At 31.0% G+C, this 24,886-nt stretch carries 21 protein-coding genes; 11 read left to right on the plus strand and 10 right to left on the minus strand.

The window, feature by feature from the left end; genetic code table 11:
* On the minus strand, nucleotides 1-1,242 hold the full coding sequence (locus ACTS9J_RS09400; RefSeq protein ID WP_448353158.1) for an efflux RND transporter periplasmic adaptor subunit: 1,242 nt from the start codon (nucleotides 1,240-1,242) through the stop codon (nucleotides 1-3).
* A 191-nt stretch (nucleotides 1,243-1,433) separates the two neighbouring features.
* Between ACTS9J_RS09400 and ACTS9J_RS09405 the strand changes: the two genes are divergently transcribed.
* The 3 genes from ACTS9J_RS09405 (at nucleotide 1,434) to ACTS9J_RS09415 (ending at nucleotide 6,590) form a co-directional block, all read left to right on the plus strand.
* Nucleotides 1,434-2,780 carry a sigma-54-dependent transcriptional regulator gene (locus ACTS9J_RS09405; RefSeq protein ID WP_286494930.1) on the plus strand — a complete coding sequence of 449 codons (1,347 nt, stop codon included), beginning with the start codon at nucleotides 1,434-1,436 and terminating at the stop codon, nucleotides 2,778-2,780.
* A 65-nt stretch (nucleotides 2,781-2,845) separates the two neighbouring features.
* Nucleotides 2,846-4,102 (plus strand): sensor histidine kinase, encoded by a 1,257-nt coding sequence (locus ACTS9J_RS09410; protein ID WP_286494821.1) that lies wholly within the window; start codon nucleotides 2,846-2,848, stop codon nucleotides 4,100-4,102.
* Between the two features lie 85 nt (nucleotides 4,103-4,187).
* Nucleotides 4,188-6,590 carry a heavy metal translocating P-type ATPase gene (locus tag ACTS9J_RS09415; protein ID WP_286494820.1) on the plus strand — a complete coding sequence of 801 codons (2,403 nt, stop codon included), beginning with the start codon at nucleotides 4,188-4,190 and terminating at the stop codon, nucleotides 6,588-6,590.
* 60 nt (nucleotides 6,591-6,650) lie between these two features.
* Here the strand turns inward: ACTS9J_RS09415 and ACTS9J_RS09420 are convergent, their stop codons facing one another.
* The 3 genes from ACTS9J_RS09420 to fumC form a co-directional block, all read right to left on the minus strand.
* Complete coding sequence (locus tag ACTS9J_RS09420; RefSeq protein ID WP_286494819.1) at nucleotides 6,651-7,079, minus strand: RES family NAD+ phosphorylase; 429 nt, start codon at nucleotides 7,077-7,079, stop codon at nucleotides 6,651-6,653.
* A gap of 2 nt (nucleotides 7,080-7,081) precedes the next feature.
* On the minus strand, nucleotides 7,082-7,516 hold the full coding sequence (locus ACTS9J_RS09425) for an antitoxin Xre/MbcA/ParS toxin-binding domain-containing protein (protein WP_038334185.1): 435 nt from the start codon (nucleotides 7,514-7,516) through the stop codon (nucleotides 7,082-7,084).
* Between the two features lie 128 nt (nucleotides 7,517-7,644).
* A complete protein-coding gene (gene fumC, locus ACTS9J_RS09430; RefSeq protein ID WP_180904387.1) occupies nucleotides 7,645-9,042 on the minus strand; it encodes a class II fumarate hydratase in 1,398 nt (465 codons plus the stop codon).
* A 136-nt stretch (nucleotides 9,043-9,178) separates the two neighbouring features.
* Here fumC and ACTS9J_RS09435 point away from each other — a divergent pair, with 136 nt between their 5' ends.
* Nucleotides 9,179-9,385, plus strand: a complete 207-nt coding sequence (locus ACTS9J_RS09435) for a hypothetical protein (protein ID WP_038334195.1) — start codon at nucleotides 9,179-9,181, stop codon at nucleotides 9,383-9,385.
* Between the two features lie 50 nt (nucleotides 9,386-9,435).
* Here the strand turns inward: ACTS9J_RS09435 and ACTS9J_RS09440 are convergent, their stop codons facing one another.
* Nucleotides 9,436-9,888 carry an SRPBCC family protein gene (locus ACTS9J_RS09440; protein ID WP_448353159.1) on the minus strand — a complete coding sequence of 151 codons (453 nt, stop codon included), beginning with the start codon at nucleotides 9,886-9,888 and terminating at the stop codon, nucleotides 9,436-9,438.
* A 104-nt stretch (nucleotides 9,889-9,992) separates the two neighbouring features.
* Between ACTS9J_RS09440 and pafA the strand changes: the two genes are divergently transcribed.
* From pafA to ACTS9J_RS09470, 6 genes are all read left to right on the plus strand, one after another.
* On the plus strand, nucleotides 9,993-11,639 hold the full coding sequence (gene pafA, locus ACTS9J_RS09445; protein WP_286494818.1) for an alkaline phosphatase PafA: 1,647 nt from the start codon (nucleotides 9,993-9,995) through the stop codon (nucleotides 11,637-11,639).
* A 406-nt stretch (nucleotides 11,640-12,045) separates the two neighbouring features.
* The gene (locus tag ACTS9J_RS09450) at nucleotides 12,046-13,107 is read left to right on the plus strand and encodes a linear amide C-N hydrolase (RefSeq protein ID WP_286494817.1); all 1,062 of its coding nucleotides are present in this window, start codon (nucleotides 12,046-12,048) and stop codon (nucleotides 13,105-13,107) included.
* A gap of 54 nt (nucleotides 13,108-13,161) precedes the next feature.
* The gene (locus tag ACTS9J_RS09455; protein WP_286494816.1) at nucleotides 13,162-14,331 is read left to right on the plus strand and encodes a porin; all 1,170 of its coding nucleotides are present in this window, start codon (nucleotides 13,162-13,164) and stop codon (nucleotides 14,329-14,331) included.
* 70 nt (nucleotides 14,332-14,401) lie between these two features.
* Complete coding sequence (locus tag ACTS9J_RS09460; RefSeq protein ID WP_416410919.1) at nucleotides 14,402-15,178, plus strand: hypothetical protein; 777 nt, start codon at nucleotides 14,402-14,404, stop codon at nucleotides 15,176-15,178.
* Between the two features lie 21 nt (nucleotides 15,179-15,199).
* Nucleotides 15,200-15,637 carry a copper resistance protein NlpE gene (locus tag ACTS9J_RS09465; RefSeq protein WP_416410920.1) on the plus strand — a complete coding sequence of 146 codons (438 nt, stop codon included), beginning with the start codon at nucleotides 15,200-15,202 and terminating at the stop codon, nucleotides 15,635-15,637.
* Nucleotides 15,638-15,706: 69 nt separating this feature from the next.
* Entirely contained in the window at nucleotides 15,707-16,540 is an 834-nt protein-coding gene (locus ACTS9J_RS09470; protein ID WP_313303705.1) for a sulfurtransferase, read from the plus strand.
* 62 nt (nucleotides 16,541-16,602) lie between these two features.
* Here the strand turns inward: ACTS9J_RS09470 and ctlX are convergent, their stop codons facing one another.
* The 5 genes from ctlX to ACTS9J_RS09495 form a co-directional block, all read right to left on the minus strand.
* Nucleotides 16,603-17,550 carry a citrulline utilization hydrolase CtlX gene (gene ctlX / locus ACTS9J_RS09475; RefSeq protein ID WP_286494812.1) on the minus strand — a complete coding sequence of 316 codons (948 nt, stop codon included), beginning with the start codon at nucleotides 17,548-17,550 and terminating at the stop codon, nucleotides 16,603-16,605.
* Between the two features lies 1 nt (nucleotide 17,551).
* On the minus strand, nucleotides 17,552-18,466 hold the full coding sequence (locus ACTS9J_RS09480; RefSeq protein WP_291048210.1) for a dimethylarginine dimethylaminohydrolase family protein: 915 nt from the start codon (nucleotides 18,464-18,466) through the stop codon (nucleotides 17,552-17,554).
* A gap of 78 nt (nucleotides 18,467-18,544) precedes the next feature.
* A complete protein-coding gene (locus ACTS9J_RS09485) occupies nucleotides 18,545-19,522 on the minus strand; it encodes an amidohydrolase family protein (RefSeq protein ID WP_291122982.1) in 978 nt (325 codons plus the stop codon).
* Between the two features lie 466 nt (nucleotides 19,523-19,988).
* Nucleotides 19,989-20,270, minus strand: a complete 282-nt coding sequence (locus ACTS9J_RS09490; RefSeq protein ID WP_038335788.1) for a hypothetical protein — start codon at nucleotides 20,268-20,270, stop codon at nucleotides 19,989-19,991.
* Nucleotides 20,271-20,313: 43 nt separating this feature from the next.
* The gene (locus ACTS9J_RS09495; RefSeq protein ID WP_291048205.1) at nucleotides 20,314-22,548 is read right to left on the minus strand and encodes a RelA/SpoT family protein; all 2,235 of its coding nucleotides are present in this window, start codon (nucleotides 22,546-22,548) and stop codon (nucleotides 20,314-20,316) included.
* 361 nt (nucleotides 22,549-22,909) lie between these two features.
* Here ACTS9J_RS09495 and ACTS9J_RS09500 point away from each other — a divergent pair, with 361 nt between their 5' ends.
* Nucleotides 22,910-24,817 carry an AMP-binding protein gene (locus tag ACTS9J_RS09500; protein ID WP_115000246.1) on the plus strand — a complete coding sequence of 636 codons (1,908 nt, stop codon included), beginning with the start codon at nucleotides 22,910-22,912 and terminating at the stop codon, nucleotides 24,815-24,817.
* Nucleotides 24,818-24,886 lie beyond the last annotated feature (69 nt).

The following is a 24,886-nucleotide window of genomic DNA, read 5'->3' on the forward strand; positions in this document are numbered from 1 at the left end:
TTATTTTTTTATCGTTAATTCTTGTACTTCTTTATAATCTTCGTAATTCGAAATAATTACTTTTTCATTTACTTTTAATCCTGAGGATATCTCATAAACACTCGGATTTTCTCTTCCTAATTCAATTTTTCTTCGTGTTGCTTTATCATTATTAACAACAAAAATCCACTTCCCTTGTGTGGTTGTATAAAAGGAACCTTTCTGAATCACTAATTTCTTCTCTTTCTCGGATAAAATCAATTTTACTCCTACGGATAAACCTTCTTGTAAATTTTCAGGAATTTTATCAATAAATTCTAATTCTGTTTTAAATTTTCCATTTTTTATTTCTGGAGAAATCTTAGTCACTTTCACTTTTATGATTTTTCCTTTAATTTCGATTTGTCCATATTGATTTTCTTGAATTCTATCCAAATAATATTCATCTACCATTGCAACTAATTTATAACCGCTTAGAATATCCACTTTTCCTATGCTTTTTCCTGCTTCTATTGATTGTCCTAATGTCGCTTCAAAAGAACTTAAACGACCAGTTTCAGGTGCTAAAACCAAGAAATTTTGTTTGTTTTTCCGAAGCGTTACTAGACTTTTTTGCATGATAGCTAAAGCTTCATTAATTTGCTTTAATTGAATCGAATTTGATTCACGTTCCTTTACCATACTTTTTTGAATAATTGCTTTTCGTTCTTGCTGATAGCGCATTTTTTCCTTCGTATTCTCCCACTCATTTTTTGCTAACACTTCTCGATCATATAACTTTTGATTTAGTTCATAATCTAATTTTGATTGATTAAAATCGTGTTCAATTCCTACAAAATCCTTTGATAGATCTAATTCTTGATTCCGAATAGATAGTTTTGCAACATTTAATTGATTCATTTGTTCAATAATTGCCGTTTCTTGCGTCAAAAAATTAAGTTCCGTATTCGGATTATATAATCGTGCAATTGGTAATCCTTTTGTCACCTTCTCACCATTTTCTACAAATATTTCTTGAACAGAACCACCTTCTATCACATTGATAAAGATTGAATTAATTGGTTCTATTTGTGCCTGAAAAACAACAAAATCTTCAAAATAATCTTCAGAAACGTCTTTTATCATCAATTCATTTGCACTTACAGTTAAAGTTCGCGGTCGATTCATCAAATAAAAACTCGAACCGCCTAAAATTATGGTCGTTACAGCAATTATTCCGAGGCGTTTATATTTTTTATTTTTTTGATTGATTTTCGTATCCATTATTTATTAAATTTACCAAACAACCGTTTATTTATGGTTATTTTACTAATTATCAATACGTAATAAATATGCCCAAAATTTATAATTTCTTAAAGCATTGAAATCAATTCTTTTAAAAAATTATATAAAAAATAGACTGTCCGAAAACGAACACTTATTTGTTCAGAAACGGACACATGACAAAACTGAATATGAAGAAAACTTTAGCCACTATACTGATTTTAGACGATCAAGAAGAAATATTAATTGCAAGTCGACTACTTTTGAAACGCCAATTCGAAACAATTATCACTTGTTCTGATCCTAAAAAGATTCCTCAAATCTTGGTAGAAAATGAAATTGATGTTGTTTTAATGGATATGAATTTTAGAACAGGTTATGAAGATGGAAAAGAAGGAATTTTTTGGCTGAAAGAAATTCAACATGCGCAACCAAAAACGAGAGTAATTTTAATGACTTCCTATGGAAGTGTAGAAACTGCGGTTGAAGGTTTAAAACTTGGTGCGATTGATTATATTTTAAAACCATGGGATAATGATAAATTAGTTAATCTTATAAAAGAAGCGATAAAACAACTTAGAAAATCGAGGAAAATAAAAGAAGCGAAAGAAAATAAGTTGTTTTACGGAAATTCTCCGAGTATCGAAAAAGTATATAAAATCACCAATAAAATTGCAAAAACCGATGCAACAATCTTGATTTTAGGCGAAAATGGTACAGGAAAATCAGTTTTGGCAAAATCAATTCATGAAAATTCTTCTCGAAATACAGAAAAATTTGTTCATGTTGATTTAGGTTCTTTAAACGAAAATCTATTTGAAAGTGAATTATTTGGATATAAAAAAGGTGCGTTTACCGATGCAAAAGAAGATACAATTGGTCGATTTGAAGCAGCAAATAATGGAACAATTTTTTTAGATGAAATTGGGAATTTACCAAATCATTTACAAGCAAAACTTTTGCAAGTAATTCAGAATAAAGAAATTATTCGTTTAGGAGAAAGTTTACCAAGAAAAATTGATGTTCGGATTATTGTTGCTACGAATGCGAATCTTGAAAATGCAGTAAAAGAAGGTCGTTTTAGGGAAGATTTATATTATCGAATCAATACAATTTCAGTTACAATGCCAAGTCTTAGCGAACGAAAAGAAGATATTAAACCTTTGATTGATTATTTTTTAGAACTTTATGTTGATAAATATGAAGTAGAAAAACCTATTATCCATGAACAAATTTTACATCAATTAGAAAACTACGATTGGAACGGAAACATTCGAGAATTGCAAAACAGAATCGAACGTGCAATTATTTTGGCTGAAGAAAATGAAATTACGATTGAAAATATAGGTTTCACAACATTTATTCCTCAAAAAATAACAGATAATTCAAATAATTTGAACGAAATAGAGCGAAATAAAATTGTAGAACGTTTACATTTTTTTGAAGGAAATATTAGTAAAACAGCCGAAAATTTAGGTGTTTCTCGTGCTGCTTTATATCGAAAATTAGAAAAATATAACATTACGAATTATAAATAATGAAACGCAATTCTCTTATTTTTCAGTTAGTACTCAGAATACTTTTTTTAGCATTTCTTTTGTTTATGTTGGCTTTTATTGGAATCAAAAATTATTGGTTTTCATTTACATTTGTATGTATTATTACAATTGTTTCGATTACGGAAATAATTCATTTTTCTAAAAATTATCTTTCTAAAAATCAGAAAATTATAGATGCTTTATTGTACAATGACTTTAGCTTAAATATTAATCAAAATCAATATAAAAAAGACAATTCTGTATTAAAATTATATCATAAAATTAGAGAAGAACATGTTTTAAATTCGTCTAAAGAAATCATTTATCATCAATTATTGAATGCAGTTCCGTTTGGCTTTTTGATTCTTAAAAAAGAAGAAAATGATCGAAAAATTATATTTATCAATCATCATTTTCAAAAGATATTTAGCGTTCCAAAATCAAGTTCGTGGAATTATCTAAAAAAATTGATTCCACAGTTTTGTGAAACTTTAGAAAATAAAGAATTTGATGATTTTAAAAGTACAATTGACATACAAATTAATGATGAAGAGCGACAAACTTATCTGATTCAGAACACAAAAACGTTGATTGCTCATGATGAATATGCGATTATTTTTATTGATTCGATTCAGCGCGTGATTGATTCCACTGAAAAAGAGGCTTGGATGAATATTATGAAAGTTATTGCGCATGAAATCATCAATTCTTTGACGCCTATTTATTCATTAGCAAATACCACAAAAACTTATTTTGAAGCGAATCATTTAGACAAAAATGATTATGATGATATTCGTTTGAGTTTGGATACAATTATGAATAGAAGTCAGCATTTACAGACGTTTGTAGAGCAATATCGTAAATTGACCATGTTACCAAACCCTGTTAAATCGTTACAAAATTTGTATGAAATTGTCCAAGGAATTGAACAATCTTTTTCGGCTGAATTTCATCAAAAAAATATTGTTTTTCAGAATTTAATTCCACAAAATATTGAAGTTGAAATTGATCGTATCTTATTTGAACAAGTTTTGATTAACTTAATCAAAAATGCGATTTATTCATTAGAAAATGTAGAAACTAAATCTATTGAAATTTCATCGAAACAAACTGATAATCGATTGCAAATTATTATTCAAGATTCTGGACAATTGATTGATGAAGAAATCATTTCCAAAATATTTTTACCTTTTTATACAACTCGAAAAGATGGTGCAGGAATTGGCTTAACACTTTCCAAAAACATTATAGAAGCGCACAAAGGTTATTTGTATTATCAACAAAATGATGGCGTGAAACGTTTTAATATCATCTTAAAGTAATTAGTAAAAAGTGTAACTTTAACCTCTAATTATATAATACTTTCTCGCCAAAATCTTTGGAAATTTGTCCCATAAAATTACTGTTATGAATGCACTAACACTTACTATACCGATTATCAATTTGAATTCAGAAAAAGATGTTGAACTCATCAATAAATTACTTTCTGAAATAGAAAATCTTGATGAATATGCTGTGAATTTAGATGCTAAAACGATTAACGTTTCGGCAAAGAAATTATGGAAAGTTTCCCCTAAAATCTACGAAACTTTAAAGCAAAATAACTTCAAAATAGATTCTGTCGAAAAATCGTATCCCGTTCTCAATATGACGTGTGCTTCGTGTGCGAGTAGTTCTCAAGCGAATCTTAATCGTCAGTTAGGTGTTGTAAATGCGGAAGTGAATTACGGAAATGGAATGGGAAAAATAGAGTACATTCCTACTCTAGTTTCTCCAGAAAATTTGAAAAATGCTTTAGTAGAAGTTGGCTATGATTTGGTGATTGATGAGTCTAAAAATCAAGATGAAGAAATAGAACAACTTCACGAAGAAAAATACAAAACGCTGAAAAATAAAGTGATTTGGGCTTTAATTTTTGGAGTTCCTTTATTTATTATTGGAATGTTTTTTATGGATATGCCTTACGGAAATTACATTATGTGGGCACTTTCTACGCCAATTCTTTTCATTTTTGGGCAACAATTTTTCGTCGGTGCTTGGAAACAATTGAAAAATAAATCGGCTAATATGGATACTTTGGTTACTTTGAGTACAAGTGTAGCCTATCTTTTTAGCGTTTTCAATACATTATTTCCAGAATATTGGCACAGCAAAGGTTTGCATGCGCATCCTTATTTTGAAGCTGCTGGTTTAATCATCGTTTTTATCTTGATTGGTAAATTGATGGAAGAACGTGCGAAAGGAAATACTTCCGAAGCGATCAAGAAATTAATCGGATTACAACCTAATACTGTGTTGGTTGTGAAAGATGGAGATCAGGTTGAAGTGAAAATTGAAGATGTACAAATTGGTGATTTGATTATTGCAAAACCTGGAGATAAAATTGCGGTTGATGGAATTATTGTTTCGGGAGAATCTTTTATCGATGAAAGTTCATTGACAGGAGAACCAATTCCAGTTGAAAAAGGAATTGATGCAAATGTTTTTTCAGGGACCTTAAACCAAAACTCTCCTATTCAATATAAAGCCTTGAAAGTAGGGAATGATACACTTTTGGCTCAAATTATTCAATCGGTTAAAAATGCACAAGGAAGTAAAGCGCCAGTTCAACAATTGGTAGACAAAATTGCAGGTGTTTTTGTTCCGATTGTAATTATTATTGCAATTCTAACGTTCATTACTTGGTTAGTTTTAGGTCAAGAAAATGCTTTTACAATGGCCCTTTTATCGATGATTACTGTCCTTGTTATCGCTTGTCCTTGTGCGCTTGGTTTAGCAACACCTACCGCGATTATGGTTGGAATGGGAAAAGGTGCTGAGCAAGGAATTTTGATCAAAAATGCTGAAAGTTTAGAATTAGCGAAGAAAATTGATACAATTATTTTAGATAAAACAGGAACAATTACAGAAGGAAAACCAAAAGTACAAGAATTGATTTGGTTTGATGATTCTGCTAAAAATATGCTTTATACAATCGAAAATAATTCGCAACATCCTTTGGCAAAAGCGATTACAGAACATATTGGAAAACAAGATATTTTACCTGAACTAAAAATTGAAGATATATCTGGAAAAGGATTGAAAGCTAATATTTTAAATGACACTTATTATGTTGGAAAAACAAGTTGGATTACTGAATTAAATATTCAAATTGATGAAAATGTAAAACAAGCTATTCAAGATTTTTCGATTAAAAATTATACTACTTCTTTCTTTGGAAATGATAAAAAAGTTTTGGGATTAATTGGAATTTCTGATGAAATAAAAGCAACTTCTGTTGAAGCTATTAAAGCTTTTCACGAAAAAGGAATTGAAGTTTGGATGGTGACTGGTGACAACGAATTTTCGGCAAATGCAATTGCAAAACAAGTCGGAATTGATCAAGTTGTCGCAAATGCTTTACCAAATGATAAAATGAGTATTATCAAAGATTTGCAGCAAAAAGGAAAAGTTGTTGCAATGGTTGGTGATGGAATTAACGACAGTGCAGCGTTGGCTCAGGCGGATGTTTCGATTGCGATGGGAAATGGTTCTGATATTGCGATTGATGTGGCAGAAGTTACCTTGATTGGCGGAGATTTGACAAAAATCGATCATGCAATTAATTTATCTACGCAAACGGTCAAAACAATTCATCAAAATTTATTTTGGGCATTTATTTACAATGTAATAGGAATTCCAATCGCTGCTGGAGTGCTTTATCCAATTAACGGATTTTTGTTAGATCCTATGATTGCTGGTGCTGCAATGGCTTTGAGTAGTGTAAGTGTTGTAACAAATAGTTTATTGTTAAAGTATAAAAAGATTTAAAAAAGATTTAAAAAAACTTTAAAATATTCATAAAAAAATCGGCTAAATATTTAGTCGATTTTAATCTTCTAATTCTTTGATTTTAACCTTTGAAGAAAAATCAGGATGTTTTGTATTGATTAAATAATTATATTCTTTTGGAATGATTGACGATGGAACTTTGATAACCAAATATTTAAAATCCTGATACCAAGCAGAACCAATCTCTTGTAACTCGGGATAAGCCTCTACAGATTGCCAATTCTTAGGTAATTTAGACTTTTTAATTTCATAAATTTCATCTTCTTCGCAATCAATTTCTATCACTAATAATTTGTACGAGTTATCAATGCTAATAGAACTTCTATGCACCACCAATTTTAAGGTTGAAAGCGCGCGAGAACTTCCTGCATAAATAACAAATTCATCATTTTTATTCCATCTGTTGGCAACTCCAGAAGCTTGTAATGATTTTGAATATCTCGCTTTACGAATATTGTAAACTAACATTGTTAGACGTTTTCTCCGTATTCTATCGCAGTCAAACGATTATCGATAAATTTCAGACCTGAAACTGTATCAAGAAAATCTGCTGGCGATTTTTTATCTAACAAAACATTAGGCGTCGTTAACCATTTCTCGAAATCATCTTTTGTATTGAAAACCTCCAAACCGTGTTTGTATAAAGAAATCAATAAAACAATATGCTCTTTTGTATTATCTTTTAGAGAAACATCTTTCGTTTTATAATTTCTGTATGTACGCGTTGTGATATTTAACCAACTTGAGATTATTTCGTCTTTTAACGTTGATAATTCATCAAGATATTGAATATATTTTTGATCAATATTATAACGATTTACGTAAAAATAAACACTCGTAAAATCTCTTACTTCAGGGATTTCATTTATGATTTGTTCGTATTTTTTTAGTTTAACAGTTGCCATAATTCTAAACTTTTATTAAAGTTACAATTTTTCCACTTAATAAAGGAACTTTTTCTCAAATTTAAATAAATTTAACAAAAAAAGAGGTTGCCTAAGCAACCTCTTCCTATATAATGATTTAAAAATTCTTATTTCAAAGAACCAACCATATCTTCTGGTTTTACCCATTCGTCAAATTCTTCAGCAGTTACATACCCTAATGCGATTGCAGTTTCTTTTAACGTTGAGTTGTTTTTGTGAGCTGTTTGAGCAATTTCAGCAGCTTTGTAGTAACCAATTTTCGTATTAAGTGCTGTAACTAACATTAATGAATTATCAACTAATTCTTTGATACGAGCATAATTTGGCTCAATACCTTGCGCACAATGCTCATCAAAAGACACACAAGCATCTCCTAATAAACGTGCAGATTGTAAGAAGTTTGCAGCCATAACTGGTTTGAAAACATTCAATTCATAATGACCTTGAGTTCCTCCAATTGTAATCGCAACATCGTTACCCATAACTTGAGCTGCAACCATTGTTAACGCCTCACATTGAGTAGGATTTACTTTACCTGGCATGATAGAAGATCCTGGTTCGTTTTCTGGAATGATAATTTCTCCAATACCTGAACGAGGTCCAGAAGCTAACATACGAACGTCATTTGCAATTTTGTTTAATGAAACAGCTAATTGTTTCAAAGCTCCGTGAGTTTCTACGATTGCATCGTGAGCAGCTAATGCTTCGAACTTATTTTCTGCTGTTACAAATGGATGACCTGTAAATTCAGCAATGTATTTAGCAACTAAAACATCGTATCCTTCTGGCGTGTTAAGACCTGTACCTACAGCAGTTCCACCTAAAGCAACTTCAGATAAATGCTCTAGTGTATTTCTTAAAGCTTTTAAACCGTGATTTAATTGCGCTACATATCCAGAAATCTCTTGACCTAATGTTAATGGCGTTGCATCCATTAAGTGTGTACGACCAATTTTTACAACAGATTTAAATTCTTCAGCTTTCTTAGCTAATGTATCACGTAATTGCTCAACACCTGGAATTGTTACTTCAACAACTGCTTTGTAAGCAGCAATGTGCATACCTGTTGGGAAAGTATCATTAGAAGATTGAGATTTGTTAACGTCGTCATTCGCTTTAAGAACTGGTTCACCTTCTCCAATTTTGAATCCAGCTAAAACTTGCGCACGATTAGCAACAACTTCATTCACATTCATATTAGATTGAGTTCCTGAACCTGTTTGCCAAATTACTAAAGGAAATTGATCATCTAATTTTCCTGCTAAAATTTCGTCACATACAGCAGCAATAGCATCACGTTTTTCAACTGGTAAAACACCTAATTCAGCATTTGCATAAGCAGCAGCTTTCTTAAGATAAGCGAAACCTTCTACAATTTCGTGAGGCATAGAAGCCGCAGGACCAATTTTAAAGTTGTTACGAGAACGTTCTGTTTGAGCACCCCAGTATTTATCTGCAGGAACTTTTACTTCCCCCATGGTGTCTTTCTCAATTCTGTATTCCATTTTGGTATTTTTTATTATTTATATATTGTTTACTTATCTCACAAATTTAAGAAATCGTTTGATGAAAGAAAAGTGATTAATGTTAGTATTTCTATAAATTTTATTTACTAAGTTTGTATCACATAAAAATAAAATCATGATTCAATTTTTAGGTTTCTTATTATTCTTAACAATCGCTTTATGCGGATTCTGGGGTATCATCTTTTTTGCAACGATGGCTATTTCTTGGATTCCATTTTGGGTTGCGAATTTAAGAAAAGAAAAAGCTGGAATAGTAACAGCAGAAGATCCTCGTCCGATTTTACCAAATCAAGAAGGAATCACAGTATTATTCAAAAAATAATAAGCTGTAAAAAAAAATTAAAAGGAACTTGACGAAGTTCCTTTTTTTATTTATTCGACTTTCGAATTTTCTTCATAATTTCCTTCCAAATAATTTTTCAAACTAATTCGGATAATTTCTGTCCAACCAGCTTCAAAACTTTCGCGCGAGAAATTTTTATCATCAGGCGGAAAAGTTTCAATTCCTTCATGAATCAACGTTAATTTTGTTTGCGGAACAATTTCATCTGTTAATTCATCCAAAATAAATGTAACAACAGAATTTCCTTCGTAGACAGGATATTTCCATGTATAAGCTAACAATTTAGTCGGCTCTACTTCTACTATTTTACAGTGATGTAAATACGATCCGCCATAAAACTCAAATTCGAATCCAACTTCTGGAACAAACTTCTTAATATCAAAATACCATTTATCAAAAGCAGATTTTGTCGTTAAGGCATTCCACACTTTATCAATTGAAACATCAAAAATTTCTACTATTTCTACAGGCTTTGCACTCATATTCTATTTTTTTATGATTTTGTTTAATTTACTAATTTTTTAATTATTATTTAAATTTAGCCCAAAATTTAATTGTTACATTTGCTATGTGTAAAATTTTTAAAATGAAATTTAATAAAACTTTTTTAAGTGTTTTAGGGTTATTTGCTGGTCTTTCGCTATATGCGCAACAAGAGGTTAGCCGTCCAAAACTAGTAGTTGGTATCGTTGTCGATCAAATGCGATGGGATTATTTATATCGTTACCAAGATAGATATTCTACAGGAGGTTTCAATCGTATGTTAAACGAAGGTTTTAGCAACGAAAATACCTATATTCCTTATATACCTACTTATACAGCTATCGGTCATAGCACTATTTATACAGGTTCTGTGCCTGCTATTCACGGAATTGCTGGGAACGATTTTATCATTCAAGCAACAGGACAAGAAATGTATTGTACGCAAGATGATGCTGTAAATGGGGTTGGAACTTCATCAAAAGCAGGAAAAATGTCTCCAAAAAACTTGTTAACTTCTACAGTTACTGATCAATTAAAATTATCAACAAATTTCCGTTCAAAAGTATATGGAGTTTCGTTAAAAGATCGTGGAGGAATATTACCTGCAGGTCATTTTGCTGATGCTGCTTTTTGGTTTGATGGAGAATCTGGTAACTGGGTTTCGAGTACATTTTATATGAATGAGTTGCCAAAATGGTTACAAAAATTCAACGATAAAAAAGTTCCTGAAAAATATTTAGACAAATGGAACACACTTTATCCGATTGATACTTATGTACAAAGTGAAAAAGATGGAAATCCATATCGCGAAAATTATAAAGGATTAGATAAAATGCAATTTCCTTATGATTTGAAAGCGTTGAAAAAAGAAAATGGTTTAGGTTTGATTCGCTCTACTCCTTTCGGAAATTCGTTAACAAAAGATATCGCGATTGAAATTATTGATAACGAAAAATTAGGTCAAAATGAGAAAGGAATTACAGATTTTTTAGCGGTTAGTTTCTCTTCTACTGATTATGTTGGACATCAATTTTCTCCAAATACAATCGAAGCCGAAGATACTTATTTGCGTTTAGATAAAGACTTGGAACAATTATTTAATCACTTAGACCAAAAAGTTGGAAAAGGGCAATATTTAGTTTTCTTAACTGCAGATCATGGTGGAGCTCATAATCCTAAATATTTCCAAGATAAAAAAGGTAATGCAGGATACTTTCCAACTGGAGAAGTAAAAAAAGCATTAAATGCTAAATTACAAGAGAAATTCAAATCTACTGATATTGTACGCTCATTGACAAATTATCAGGTTCATTTGAATTATCAAACGATCGAACAAAATAAATTAGACGAAGAAGATATCAAAGAAGAAATCGTAAAGTTTATGCAAAAAGTTGATGGTGTTTCTTTCGTAGCTGATATGGATAAAATTGGAGAAGCTTCTATTCCTGCGATTATCAAAGAACGAATGGTTAACGGTTACAATCGTAAACGTAGCGGTGCTATTACTTATATTTTAGAACCACAATGGTACGGCGGAAAACAAAATGCTGGAGGAACAACACACGGAACTTGGGGGGCTTACGATGCTCACATTCCATTTGTTTTGATGGGTTGGGGTATAAAACATGGTAAAAATAATAACCGTGTTTATATGACAGATATCGCACCTACAGTTGCCGCTTTGCTACATATAGAAGAGCCAAACGGAAATATTGGCGAACCAGTTTCTGAAGTAACAAATCCAAAATAATCTTATAAAAGATAATTCTAAAAACGCAACTTAATTAGTTGCGTTTTTTTTTGTTTCTATAATTATTATTTACTCTATTTCAATTGTTTAAATTTTATAATTAAAGAAATTAACGATTAACATCTATAACATTATTTTGATAAATAATAAGCTCATATTATTGATAATGAGAAAAATATAAATAAGAGGGGGTAATGAGGGATTTGTTTTAAGAGGAAAATCAGCATTTTTCGTTGATTTGTAATAGAAGATAATTATACAAAATCATGAGAAATTATAGAACGTTATAATATTCCAAAAACAACATTGTATAAATGGATAATTTTTAATATTCTGCACAATATTAGTAAAAGAGTATAATTTTCTCCAATTAAATTAATAACTTTAATATTCTAAATACATCATAATGAAAAAGACTTTTTTAAGTAAATTAACTTTGACATTATTTTCTACCAACCTATTTTTTTTATTATCTCCACAACTAGATGCTTGCACAAGAGTTGTCTATAAAGGTCCAGAAAATACTGTAATCACAGCTCGTTCTATGGATTGGAAAGATGAAATTGATGCAAATATTTGGGTTTTTCCTAGAGGTATAGATCGATCTGGCAACGTTGGAAATGCTTCGGAAAAATGGACTTCAAAATACGGAAGTGTAATTGCAAGTGCTTGGGACATTGCGACAACAGATGGCATGAACGAAAAAGGACTTGTTGCGAATGTTTTGTGGTTAGTAGAAAGCCAGTATCCTCAATTTAATCCAAAAGGAACAAAGCCAGGTGTTACAATTGCAGCTTGGGCACAATATGTTTTAGATAATTATGCTACAGTAAAAGAAGCTGTAGATGATTTGAGAAAAGAAAAATTTGTAATTGTTTCTGACTACATTCCAGGTACTCAAAAATTTACAACTTTACATCTTTCAATTTCTGATGCAAATGGAGACAATGCAATTTTCGAATATGTAAACGGGAAATTAAAAATACACCATGATCCTTCTTATACAGTAATGACAAATTCTCCAGTTTTTGATGAGCAATTAGCAATTAATCAATATTGGAAAGGGATTCCAGGAACAATTATGTTACCAGGAACTAACAGAGCTGCTGATCGTTATGTAAGAGCATCATATTACATTAATGCAATTCCGCAAACCGCTGATACTCGCACTTCTACTGCAAGTGTTTTTAGTGTTATCAGAAATGTATCGGTTCCGTTAGGAATTTCTTCAGAAGCAGAACCTAACATATCGTCTACAAGATGGAGATCAGTTTCTGATCATAAAAATCTTGTTTATTACTTTGAAACTACAAAAACTCCAAATACATTTTGGGTTGATTTAAAGAAAATTGATTTTGGTAAAAATGCAAAAACAAAACGATTAAGCGTAAGTAAAAATGAAACGTATGCTGGCGAAACTTCACAACTTTTTAGTGATACAAAACCATTTACATTTGTTGGAATTTAGATCGAAAAATTAATCAATATTTTTCTTGCAAATAGTTCTAAATCAACATTCAATATGATTGCCAATAACAAACATTTTATATCTGCCTTTTTATTATTAGGATCTATTGTTTATGCTCAAAAATCAAATGATACAATTGATATTTCGATAAGACCTTACACTAGTTTGAGAGGTCATCTTGCTGTGCATGATAAAGTAATGGAGCTACAAGAAAATGCCTCTCGTGCTGGAATTGAAATTAATCTAAAAAAAGGAAATATTGCATTTGTAGCTGGTATTGAACTCCAAATAAATATGTTCAAAGGTAACTCGTCGTTTAATGTTGATGGAAATTTAGATAGTGATCTTTTGACAATTGTTTCAGAACAAAAACAACAAGTTTTTGGTAATCGCTTGGGTTACTTAGGTATTGATTTGTCTAAATATGGTAAAATAACATTTGGTAAACAATGGAGTGTTTACCGTGATGTTACAGCTTATACAGATCGTTTTAATGTATTTGGAGGACGCGCTTCTGCAACTTTTACAGGTGGAACAGATGGTGGTTTGCTAGGAACAGGACGAGCAGATCAATCAATAATTTATAGAAATAAAATTAAAGCTTTTCAATTTGGTGCTCAAATCCAAACAAAAGGTGGAAATGATGATAAGATTATTGATGGTTTTGGTTTTTCAGCTCAATTAGAATTAAATCAAAATATTAGTATTGGAGCTGCATTTAACCGTGCTTTTATAGCTCAAAACTTAATTGATGATAATCATATCTTAGGTTTATCAGGACATCCAACTTTTTATTCAATTGGTTTAAAATATACGAGTAAACAATTTGATGTTAGTCTACTTGGAATTTTACAGCAAAATGGTGATTTTATACCTATTTCATATCAATCTGAAAATACAATTAATCCTTCATATGTTTTTGATGCAAAAGGTTTTGAGACAGCGTTGAAATATAAACTAAATAAATTTTCAATTTTAGGAGGTTATAATTTATATGTTCCTGAAACAAAGAAATCTGTAGAAAATATAATCATTGATAAAAATTTCAGACGAAGTGATTTCATTACAGGATTAGAATATTATCCGATGAAATATGTACAATTATATACAGAACAGCGTATCTCTTTTGGTAAAAATTATATTGGTAAAAAAGAACAAAGTGTTTTTACATTGGGAATGAAACTAGATTTATCTAGACAATTTAATAAGAAACTTAACCTATAATAAAACCACAACTAACTTAACTTTTCTCTCTATCATTTGAAATAATTAATAAAACGAAACTTAAAAAATTATGTTTAACTTTTTTCAAAAAAGCACATTTTTAATTCTATTAGCATCAAGTACGCAAACTTTTGCTCAAGACTCAATTCAGCCAGATGATTCTTGGCATTTCAAAGTAGAGCCAAATATGATGTTGCCTCATATGAAAGGAAAAGCGAGTGTTTCTCGACTTCCGAATGTACATGTAAGTCAATCCCCTTCAGACTTTTTTGAGCATTTGAAATTTGCTGGAATGTTAATTTTTGAAGCCGAAAACAAAGATTGGGTGATTACATCTGATATTATTTATGCTTCTTTAGCTGCAAATGTTAAAAAAGACCCTTTAGTTTTGGATGGTAAATTAACAGCAAAACAATTCTCTTTTGAAGCAGGTTTATTGAGAAAAATTACACCTTGGCTAGAAGCTGGTATTAGTATGAACCTTGTAAATATTAAATCTGGATTTGATGTAAATCTAATCAATCCAGTTTCTTTAAAACCAATGCATTTAGATCGTAGTATTTCTAAAACTTGGGTAGATCCAATGTTAGTTGCAAGAACAAGAAGTTTACCATACAAAAAGTTTTTGTATAATGTTTCTGGAGAAATTGGAGGATTTGGAATCGGCTCAAAATTAGCATGGCAATTAGAAGGATTGGCTGGTTATCAATTCTCTGATTTATTTTACGCAATGGCGGGCTATCAAATCATAAGTATGGACTACGAGAAAGGAAGTAACAATTCCAACTTTGTTTATGATATGGATATGTTTGGACCAATGATAAAAATTGGCTTTAACTTAAAATAATAACCTTAAAATAAATATATTATGAAAAAATTATTTGTATTATGTGCTTTTACAAGCATATTATTCACAGCTTGCGAAAAAAAGACTGAAAGTACTCCTGCCACTGAAAATAAATCATCACAAAAAATCGATGACTCCACTTCTCAATCTGCTTTAGATTGGGACGGAACTTATGAGGGCGTGATCCCTTGTGCTGATTGTGAAGGAATTAAAACAGAATTAACTTTAAATCAAGATAATACATATACCTTAACAGAGGAATATATCGACAAAAACCTAAAGGTTGAAAATCAAGGTAATATTACGTGGACTGATGATGGTAATTCAATTTCATTAAAAACAAAAGACGATGAATATAAACGTTATAACGTTGGAGAGAATATTTTATTCCAATTAGATTTAGAAGGAAATGAAATTACTGGAGCTTTAGCACAAAATTATCAGTTAAAGAAAAAATAAATAAGATAGATAAGAAAACGTAACCAAAAATGGTTGCGTTTTTTTACTTTTATAAAAAATAAAACAGAAATGACTTTCAATTCACCAATCATATCAACACAAGAATTACATGATAATCTACATCTTAAAAATTTAATTATTTTAGATTGTACGATTGATAAAGTTGGACAATCAATAAAAGATCAAGAATTAAAATTAATTCCGAATTCTCTTTTCTTTGATTTGGAAGGAAAATTTTCTGATCATTCTTCGCAATTTCCTCATACATTTGTTGATGAAGAAACTTTTACAAAAGAAGCTCAAAATTTGGGCATTAATCAAGATTCTATCATCGTTTGTTATGATCGTTGGGGAGTTTATTCGAGTCCGAGAGTTTGGTGGATGTTCAAAGTAATGGGACACAATGAAATATATGTTTTAGATGGCGGATTACCTGTTTGGATGGATAATAATTTTGTCACAACTTCTACTTATTTTCTACCTACTATAAAAGGTGACTTTATTGCTGACTTTCAATCGAATTGGTTTGCTGATACACAAGTTATGTTAAATGCAATAAATGATGATTCAAAAATGATTATAGATGCTCGATCAGAAGGGCGTTTCAAGGGGACTTCTCCTGAGCCAAGACAAGGTTTACGAAGCGGACATATTCCAGCTTCTAAGAATTTATTTTTTGAAAATGTTTTGGCTGATACAACATATAAATCAAAAGAAAAACTGAAAGCAATTTTCGAAAAATTGACAGATTCATCCAAAGAAAATATTTTTTCGTGCGGTTCTGGAGTTACAGCTTCCATCCTAGCCTTGGCTTCGACAATTGCAGGTTTTGATAAGGTAAAAGTTTATGATGGTTCTTGGTCTGAATGGGGCGCTGACGAAAATTTACCGATTGAAAGATAGTTTAAAACTATTTTGCATGATTTACAAATCCGAGTAAAAAACTCGGATTTGTAAATTTTAAGCTAAATGTTTTTATTTTTTGGTAAGAAAACTTCCGCCATCATACAGCGAGCGCTTCCTCCTCCTAATTTTTCAATCAAATCTATCTTAACAGGTAATATTGGATTATAAGCCTCAATTTTAGAAATTTGTTCTTGATTAAGCGAATTATAAGCCGTTTGTGACATCACCAAATATGATTGTCCTAAACCTCCAACTTGCAACATATTGCCAGCAAATTGATGCACTTGTGCTTCTGTAATTGCAATTATTTCTTTTCCAGCTTCTAATAAATACTCACAAACTGTTTTCTTTTCTTTTTTATCATCGATAGAATCCAAACAAATAATCGCATACTTATCTGCAATACACATCATTACATTTGTATGATAAATTGGTTTGCGTTCTCCATTTACAGTTTGATTCGCATGAAAAATAACTGGCGTATATTCTAATTCCTCACAAAATTCAATCAATAAATCTTCATCAGTTCGTTGAGAAATACATGCATAAGCCAATTCATGCTCGCGATCAAGAATAATACTTCCTGTTCCTTCCAGGAAAATTTCGTCTTCTTCTGCCGATGTAAAATCAATCACATCATCAATATGAAAACCTTTTTCTTCCAACAAACTCAATACATCTTCTTCACGACGCTCTTGTCTCCTATTTTTTGCAAACATAGGATATAACACAACATTTCCGTTATCATGAAAAGAAATCCAATTGTTTGGGAAGATTGAATCTGGCGTATGCGGTGAAGCAGTATCTTTGATCGTGATAACATTTACACCTTTTGAACGCAAAGCAGAAACCATTCCTTGAAATTCTTCTAACGCTTCTTTCTGAATATCTTCTTGAGAATCTGTTGTTTCTGTTTGGAAATAATTGTTAACAGCCGTTTCTGGATTGTAATAAAAAGCTGTTGGCTCAACCATCAAAATAGTTGACGTATATTGTTTTTGTTTCATGTTATTTTCTGATTAATGGCATTGTAGAACATCTTAGTAAACCTCCCATTTTAGAAACTTCGCGGTAATTAATTCGTTCCACTTTTATGTTCCATACATTTTCTAAATGATCATTTAAACGTATAAAATTTTTCTCAGAAACAACAACTTCAGGAGAAATTGAAAACACATTTGGATTCATCCAATACATTTCTTCTTTTGTTACTTCGAATAAATTTTCTTTTCCAAAAATATCGACAATTTGCTGATATTCATTCTCAAATAAAAAGCCATCTTTGTAAATAATTGCTTTGTCTTTCCCAACAGGATTGAAAGTGCAATCTAAATGTAAAATTCCTTCATATGGATTTTCATCATTCTTTTTCAATTCAAAATCCAATACTTTTTTATTCGGAAATTTAGCTTTGATATACTTTACAAACTCAACATTTGTACGTCCTGTTTTATAATTTTTGAAATCTGCTTGTTTGTACGTTCCAACAAAAATATAATCGTTATACAAAATCACATCGCCACCTTCTACATAAACTTCTTCTGGTAATGCATTGATTTTATTTCCTTTGAATTGACGTTTTATTTCGCGATACGCTTGCAATTCTTCTAAACGATCTGGAATAATATTCGAGATAAAGAATTCATCATCAATAACAAAACCGACATCTCGAGAGAAAACTTGATTGCAATCTTCGATCAATGTTGGACGTAAAACTTCAACATTATATTTCTTCAAAACTTGTTCAAATTCTGACATTTCCGCAATCAAATCTTCTTCTTTTGGATAATCATTATTCTTTACGGTTTCATAAGATTTGGCATCGAACGTCTGATCAAGTGTTGGATTAGCTCCGTTAGATTCTGCTCGACCCAAGACTACAGTTTGCAGTTGAGCCGTTTCATTCTGTACATTTAATCGCATAATTTATTGTAGTTTTTAATTTTATGTTCCAAAAAAAATCCCGCAATAGCGAGATTTAATTTTGTATAAATATACATTTTATTTTTGAATTCCTAAAGCTTTCAAACCATTTACTGTTGCAATATTTGAAAGTTGTTCCACATCATAAAAGTGACAAGACTCTAGCATTACTCTCAATTCTGTAAGTAAATGACCATCAGAAAAAGGTTTATAAATATCATTAATATTATCTGTTCCGAAGGCAACGTTAATTCCTCTTGGAATCATTTCATCAACTGGCGTTACCGAGTTGTGCGAAGGCGCCAAACGCTCTGTACGATTGTGATCTATCCAAGCAGTTGGACAAGAAACAATGTGCATATCTGCTTTTTTAATTAAATCATATAATTCGTAACGATATTTTCTTGGATGAGCCGCTACAGAAATTGAGTGAACCGCAGAAACTTTTCCTTGCATTCCGTGTTCAATCGTTTTCAAAGCTAATTGTTCCGTTTCTTTTTCTTCGTCTGTGTTAAATTGATCAACATGAACGTGAACCAATTTATTTTTTGCTTTTGCAGTTGATAATAAAATATCTAAATGGTCATCTTCTCGACCGAAATCTTTTGCAGGTAAACCTCCGATTATATCCACAAAATCAGAAGACATATCAAACCATTCACGCGCTTTTGGATCGATAACTCCTTTCAATACTTGATTTGCAAAACGCATTTCGATGTCTTTTCCGTAATTATCTTTTAAGCGTTGAGCAGCTTGTATACTACGATCTTCAATCACTTCATCCGCATCAATAAAAGAACCAATTGCTTGACAACCTTGCTCTAACATGAAATTAATCGCTTTTTCCATTCGGAAATAAATATCATCAACAGATGAATTACGTTTCATATCATCAACTAAATGCCATTTTTCTTTTAAGTAAGAATTTGATAATGCGAAAGTGTCCGAAGTCAATGAATAAGCTCTATCTAAGTGTGAATGCGTATTAACCCAACCTCCTTTTTCGTTGATTTTTTCAAGTACTTCTTCAATTGGATTATAGTTCTGTTTGTTCATCGTGAGTTTGTTTGTTTTCGGGATGTAAAATTAACAAGATTATTCAATAGAAATGAAGCGATATTATCAAAAAGATTTCTGTAACTTTGTGCCTTTGTTAGTAACATGAGCAAGCAAAAAAAATCCAACAATAGTTGGACTTTTTTGTTTGTTTATTTTTTTTAAGAAAAAGTTCTATTTTACCATCTGGATATTTTGAATTAGGCTTTGTAAATTTTAAATCATCTACTAAATCCATATTTACTGCAATAAAACTTGCATAATCAACATCTTTTCCGTCAATTGAATAACCTATTTTTAAATCTTTTTTTGGTTAAGAAATGATTAATTTAGAATTTTTAATTCCAGGAATTGTATCATTCAAAGTTTTAGATTGTGCAAAACTCAACAATGGAAGAAATAAAAAAGCTAATAGTAATTTTTTCATATCATTAATATTTGTTCCATAATTTCTCAAACTTTTATGTTATGATTCTTTCTCTTTTTTGGAAACAATATCAATTTTTCCGTTTGGATATTTTTTATCTGTTTTGATTACTGTAATATATTTAATTTCATCTGGACTCATTTTCGTAAAAATACTTTTATCAACTCTCTCTCCATCAATAAAAATTGCAGGTCTACTATTTTCATATTCAGAAATAGATATAGAACTTGGTACAATTCTATTTAAAACTTTTTCATTTGAATTTTCTTGTGCAAAACTCAACATTGGAAGAAATGCAAAAGCTAATAATATTTTTTTCATAAATCGTTAATTTATATAAAGTTAATTAAATATTTTATAAAAACTAATTTTTATATGTTCGTTTTACAGATTGAATTCCTTCAATATTTTTCATTTCCATCATGATTTTTTCTAATTCGGCTTTATTTTTAACTGAAACTGTAATCTTTCCATCAAAAATACCTGCATCCTCAGATAAATTAATACTATGCATGTTCAACGAGTTATTTTTTGAAATAACTAACGTAATATCACTCACCATTCCAGCTCGATCCAAACCTTGTAACTCAATCAACGCTTTAAATTCTTGTTGAGAAGAATCAATCCATTTCGCTTTTATAATTCTGTACGCATAATTTGCTTGTAACGAAACTGAGTTTGGACAATCTACCTTATGTACTTTTATTCCTTTTGAAACTGTGATAAAACCATATACTTTGTCACCCGGAATTGGATTACAACAACTCGCTAATTCATAATCTAAACGCTCTTCATCATTCCCAAAAACAAGACTATCTAATTTCGTTTTGTCGATAGAAATATTATCTTTTTTAGTTGTATTGAATGTTGATTTTCTGAAACGGTTAATCAATCCTGTGAAACCAGTATTTCGTTCTGCAAATTTACGTAAATCATTGTTGTCAATAATTCCCATTGCAACATTATAAAATACATCTTGACTCGAACTTAACTTAAAGTATTGCTGTAACTGATTAATCGTATTTTCACTAAAATCAACCTTTAAATGTCTTAATTTACGTTGAATAATTTCTTTTCCATCTTCTGCAACTTTACGTTTATCTGAGTTTAAAGAAGCTTTAATTTTACTTCTCGCTTTACTCGTTACAACATATTCTAACCACTCTAATTTTGGTTTTTGTTGTGTTGATGTAATGATTTCTACTTGATCACCACTTTGCAATTGATGCGACAGCGGATACAATTTTCCATTCACTTTTGCACCCAAACAATGGTCACCAACATTGGTGTGAATAGAGTAAGCAAAATCCAACGAACTCGCTCCTTTTGGTAACGAATGCAAGTCTCCTTTTGGCGTAAAAACATAAATCTCTTTGGAGTACAAATTGAACTTGAAATTATCCATAAACTCAATCGCATCCTTAGTATCTTCTTGCTCCAACATTTCACGAACTTGATGAATCCATTCATCAACTTTCGTTTCGTCGTCCGATATATTTTCTTTGTATTTATAATGTGCTGCGATACCCATTTCGGCAACTTCGTCCATTCTTTCGGAACGAATTTGTACTTCTACCCAACGCGCTTGTGGTCCCATAACCGTTACGTGAAGCGATTCATAACCAGTAGTTTTGGGTTGAGAAATCCAGTCGCGCATACGTTTTGGATTTGGAATAAATAAATCCGTCACCAACGAATAAATTTTCCAAGCTAAGAATTTTTCATTCTTTTTATCTGAACGATAAATTACACGAATCGCAAACAAATCAAAAACTTCCTCGAAAGGAATTCCTTGATTAATCATTTTTCGATAAATTGAATTGATTGATTTTGAACGACCTTTTATCTCAAATTCTAAACCTTCGGCTTCAAGTTTTTCTGAAATAGTCTTACAGAAATCATCAATGTATTTTTTTCTTTCGGCTTCAGTTTCTGTTAATTTATGTTCAATATTAAAATATGCATCTGGTTTAGTGTATTTCAAACTCAAATCTTCTAGTTCAGATTTGATGTTATACAATCCCATTCTGTGAGCCAAAGGCGCATATATAAAAATAGTTTCGGATGCTATTTTTAACTGTTTATCCTCTCGCATACTTTCTAACGTACGCATATTGTGTAAACGATCGGCAATTTTGATCAAAATCACACGCACATCTTCAGATAAAGTCAGTAATAATTTTTTATAATTTTCAGATTGTATCGAAACATCTTGTTTATTTAAGACAGCAATTTTTGTTAATCCATCTATAATTTTTGCAATCTTTTTTCCAAAAAGTTTCTCAATATCTTCTAACGTATATTCAGTATCTTCTACTACATCATGCATTAAAGCCGCAGAAATTGATGTAGCACCAAGCCCAATTTCGTCAGCAACAATTTTGGCAACAGCAATCGGATGATAGATATATGGCTCGCCTGTTTTTCTACGCTGATCTTTATGCGCATCAACAGCCAAATCAAAAGCTTTACGAATCAGCTTTTTATCTTCATCTGATAAAGTGACATATGTATTTTGAAGCATCTCTTTATAACGTCTCGTTATCTCAATGTTCTCTCTCTCTAATTGTTCGTCTGTAATAACATGAGGCGTATCCATCTTTCTTATGTTTTTGTTGATTTAGAAAAAAGCTTTAATTCCCTTTATTTATCTGCTTTCTTCGAAGGATTAAATATACAATATTTTATTTTTTATTGACTATAATATTCAACTGATTTTATCACGTTTTTTAAGTCTTTATTTTTAATCAATCTAATTTATAACGTACTTTTTACACTATTAATTTAATAATAAAAGTTGATTAATATAATCTGATTTTATCAATTTACAATTATATACTACTTTTTATTGTATAGTTGATAAATAATTAACTGTCCTAAAACAAACATTTTAAACTTTATTATTAATTCTAAACATTTTTCTAACTTAACAAAACAAATAAAACACAGCACACACATAAATGGATTACAAAACTTTATACTCAAAAAGTATTGAAGAACCTGAACTTTTTTGGAAAGAAGAAGCGCAGAAATTAGCATGGTCAACTTACCCTGAACAAATCTTAAAACAAAATGAAAACGGATATTATTCGTGGTTTGTTGACGGAAAAATAAATATGAGCCGTTTGGCTTTGGAGGAAAATATAAAAGCTGGACGCGGAGAACAATTTGCTTTAATTTACGATTCTCCTGTTACAGAAGTTGTTCAAAAAATTACGTACAATCAGCTTTTAGAAAAAGTAAGTCGTTTTGCAGGAGGTCTTACATCCTTAGGATTATCAAAAGGTGATACAGCAATTATTTATATGCCTATGATTCCAGAAGCAATTGTTGCGATGCTTGCTTGTGCGAGAATTGGTGTAATACATTCTGTTGTTTTTGGAGGTTTTGCAGCGCCAGAATTAGCTATTCGTATTGATGATGCTCAACCTGATGTTATTATTTCTGCGTCTTATGGAGTAGAAATTAATCGTCAAATCAACTATAAACCATTGATTGATGAAGCAATTGAATTAACACTTTACAAACCAAAAAACATTGTCATTTTTGAACGTCCAAATCACACCGATGATTTATCAGCAGAAAACGTTCATACCTATGATGAAATGTATCAACATCAACCTATAGAACCTATCGAAGTTCCAAGTACACATCCATTATATATTTTGTATACTTCTGGAACAACTTCTACGCCAAAAGGTGTCGTACGCGATACAGGAGGTTATGCAACTGCACTAAATTCGACAATGAACTATTTTTATGATTTAGAACCAGGTGATACAATTCTTACTGCAAGTGATATTGGTTGGGTTGTTGGACATTCCTATATCGTTTATGCGCCGTTAATTTATGGTGTTACAACGGTTATTTATGAAGGAAAACCAATCAAAACTCCTGACGCTGGAGCTTTTTGGAGAATGGTTGAAGAACATAAAATCAAAAATGTTTTCACAGCTCCAACAGCAATTCGAGCAATTCGAAAAGAAGATCCAGAAGGAAAATTATTCCAAAAATACGATACGTCAAGTCTGAAACGTTTATTCTTAGCAGGAGAACGTTGTGATACATCTACTTATTATTGGTTAAAAGAAATTTCAAAATTACCCGTTATTGATCATTGGTGGCAGACAGAAAGCGGCTGGCCAATGTTAGGAATTTGTGTTGGAATAGAAAATATAATGCCTGAACCTGGCGCAGCTGGATTACCTGTTTTTGGGTATAATATAAAAATTGTAAATGAAGAAGGACAAGAAAATGATATACGAGAGGAAGGTTCTATCGTGATTCAGCTTCCACTTCCTCCTGGTTGTATGACAAGTTTATGGCGAAATGAACACCGATTTATAAAAGGTTATTTTCAACAATTTCCGAATCATTATTTAACTGGTGACGGAGGTTTTAGAGATGAAAATGGTTTTGTATTTATTACAGGTCGAACTGATGATATTATTAATGTCGCTGGTCATAGGTTAAGTACTGCAACAATGGAAGAATTGGTTTCTTCTCATCCTGATATTACAGAATGTGCGGTTGTGGGAATTAAAGATGAATTGAAAGGTCAAATTCCAATAGGTTTGATTGTTACAAAAGAAAACGCATCAAAATCGGAAGAAGAAATCGAAAAAGATTTGATTGCTTTATTACGCAAAGAAATTGGCGGAATTGCCTGTTTCAAAACATCTATAATAGTTAACAGACTACCAAAAACACGAAGCGGAAAAATATTACGCAAAACTTTATCTCAAATTGCAGACGGAACACCATTCACAATTCCATCTACAATTGATGATGCTACAGTTTTAGATGAATTAATTCACGAATTTTCAAGAAGAAACGTAGGTCTAGCCTTTGCGATTTCGTCAATATAATCCATTTTATTCATTCACTATTTCAAAAGCAGTAATTCCTACTATTACTGCTTTTTTTATTCATTTTTA

This window comes from Empedobacter sp. ULE_I140 (assembly GCF_053482575.1).

Excerpts from the sequence above, each read along its gene's own strand:
- ACTS9J_RS09485 (WP_291122982.1), bottom strand. The coding sequence starts at position 19,522 with ATGAACAAACAGAACTATAATCCAATTGAAGAAGTACTTGAAAAAATC.
- ACTS9J_RS09410 (WP_286494821.1), top strand. The coding sequence starts at position 2,846 with ATGTTGGCTTTTATTGGAATCAAAAATTATTGGTTTTCATTTACATTT.
- ACTS9J_RS09495 (WP_291048205.1), bottom strand. The coding sequence starts at position 22,548 with ATGGATACGCCTCATGTTATTACAGACGAACAATTAGAGAGAGAGAAC.
- pafA (WP_286494818.1), top strand. The coding sequence starts at position 9,993 with ATGAAATTTAATAAAACTTTTTTAAGTGTTTTAGGGTTATTTGCTGGT.
- ACTS9J_RS09465 (WP_416410920.1), top strand. The coding sequence starts at position 15,200 with ATGAAAAAATTATTTGTATTATGTGCTTTTACAAGCATATTATTCACA.
- ACTS9J_RS09400 (WP_448353158.1), bottom strand. The coding sequence starts at position 1,242 with ATGGATACGAAAATCAATCAAAAAAATAAAAAATATAAACGCCTCGGA.
- ACTS9J_RS09480 (WP_291048210.1), bottom strand. The coding sequence starts at position 18,466 with ATGCGATTAAATGTACAGAATGAAACGGCTCAACTGCAAACTGTAGTC.
- ACTS9J_RS09440 (WP_448353159.1), bottom strand. The coding sequence starts at position 9,888 with ATGAGTGCAAAGCCTGTAGAAATAGTAGAAATTTTTGATGTTTCAATT.
- ACTS9J_RS09500 (WP_115000246.1), top strand. The coding sequence starts at position 22,910 with ATGGATTACAAAACTTTATACTCAAAAAGTATTGAAGAACCTGAACTT.
- ACTS9J_RS09470 (WP_313303705.1), top strand. The coding sequence starts at position 15,707 with ATGACTTTCAATTCACCAATCATATCAACACAAGAATTACATGATAAT.
- ACTS9J_RS09415 (WP_286494820.1), top strand. The coding sequence starts at position 4,188 with ATGAATGCACTAACACTTACTATACCGATTATCAATTTGAATTCAGAA.
- ACTS9J_RS09460 (WP_416410919.1), top strand. The coding sequence starts at position 14,402 with ATGTTTAACTTTTTTCAAAAAAGCACATTTTTAATTCTATTAGCATCA.
- ACTS9J_RS09490 (WP_038335788.1), bottom strand. The coding sequence starts at position 20,270 with ATGAAAAAAATATTATTAGCTTTTGCATTTCTTCCAATGTTGAGTTTT.
- ACTS9J_RS09405 (WP_286494930.1), top strand. The coding sequence starts at position 1,434 with ATGAAGAAAACTTTAGCCACTATACTGATTTTAGACGATCAAGAAGAA.
- ACTS9J_RS09420 (WP_286494819.1), bottom strand. The coding sequence starts at position 7,079 with ATGTTAGTTTACAATATTCGTAAAGCGAGATATTCAAAATCATTACAA.
- fumC (WP_180904387.1), bottom strand. The coding sequence starts at position 9,042 with ATGGAATACAGAATTGAGAAAGACACCATGGGGGAAGTAAAAGTTCCT.
- ACTS9J_RS09435 (WP_038334195.1), top strand. The coding sequence starts at position 9,179 with ATGATTCAATTTTTAGGTTTCTTATTATTCTTAACAATCGCTTTATGC.
- ACTS9J_RS09450 (WP_286494817.1), top strand. The coding sequence starts at position 12,046 with ATGAAAAAGACTTTTTTAAGTAAATTAACTTTGACATTATTTTCTACC.
- ACTS9J_RS09425 (WP_038334185.1), bottom strand. The coding sequence starts at position 7,516 with ATGGCAACTGTTAAACTAAAAAAATACGAACAAATCATAAATGAAATC.
- ctlX (WP_286494812.1), bottom strand. The coding sequence starts at position 17,550 with ATGAAACAAAAACAATATACGTCAACTATTTTGATGGTTGAGCCAACA.
- ACTS9J_RS09455 (WP_286494816.1), top strand. The coding sequence starts at position 13,162 with ATGATTGCCAATAACAAACATTTTATATCTGCCTTTTTATTATTAGGA.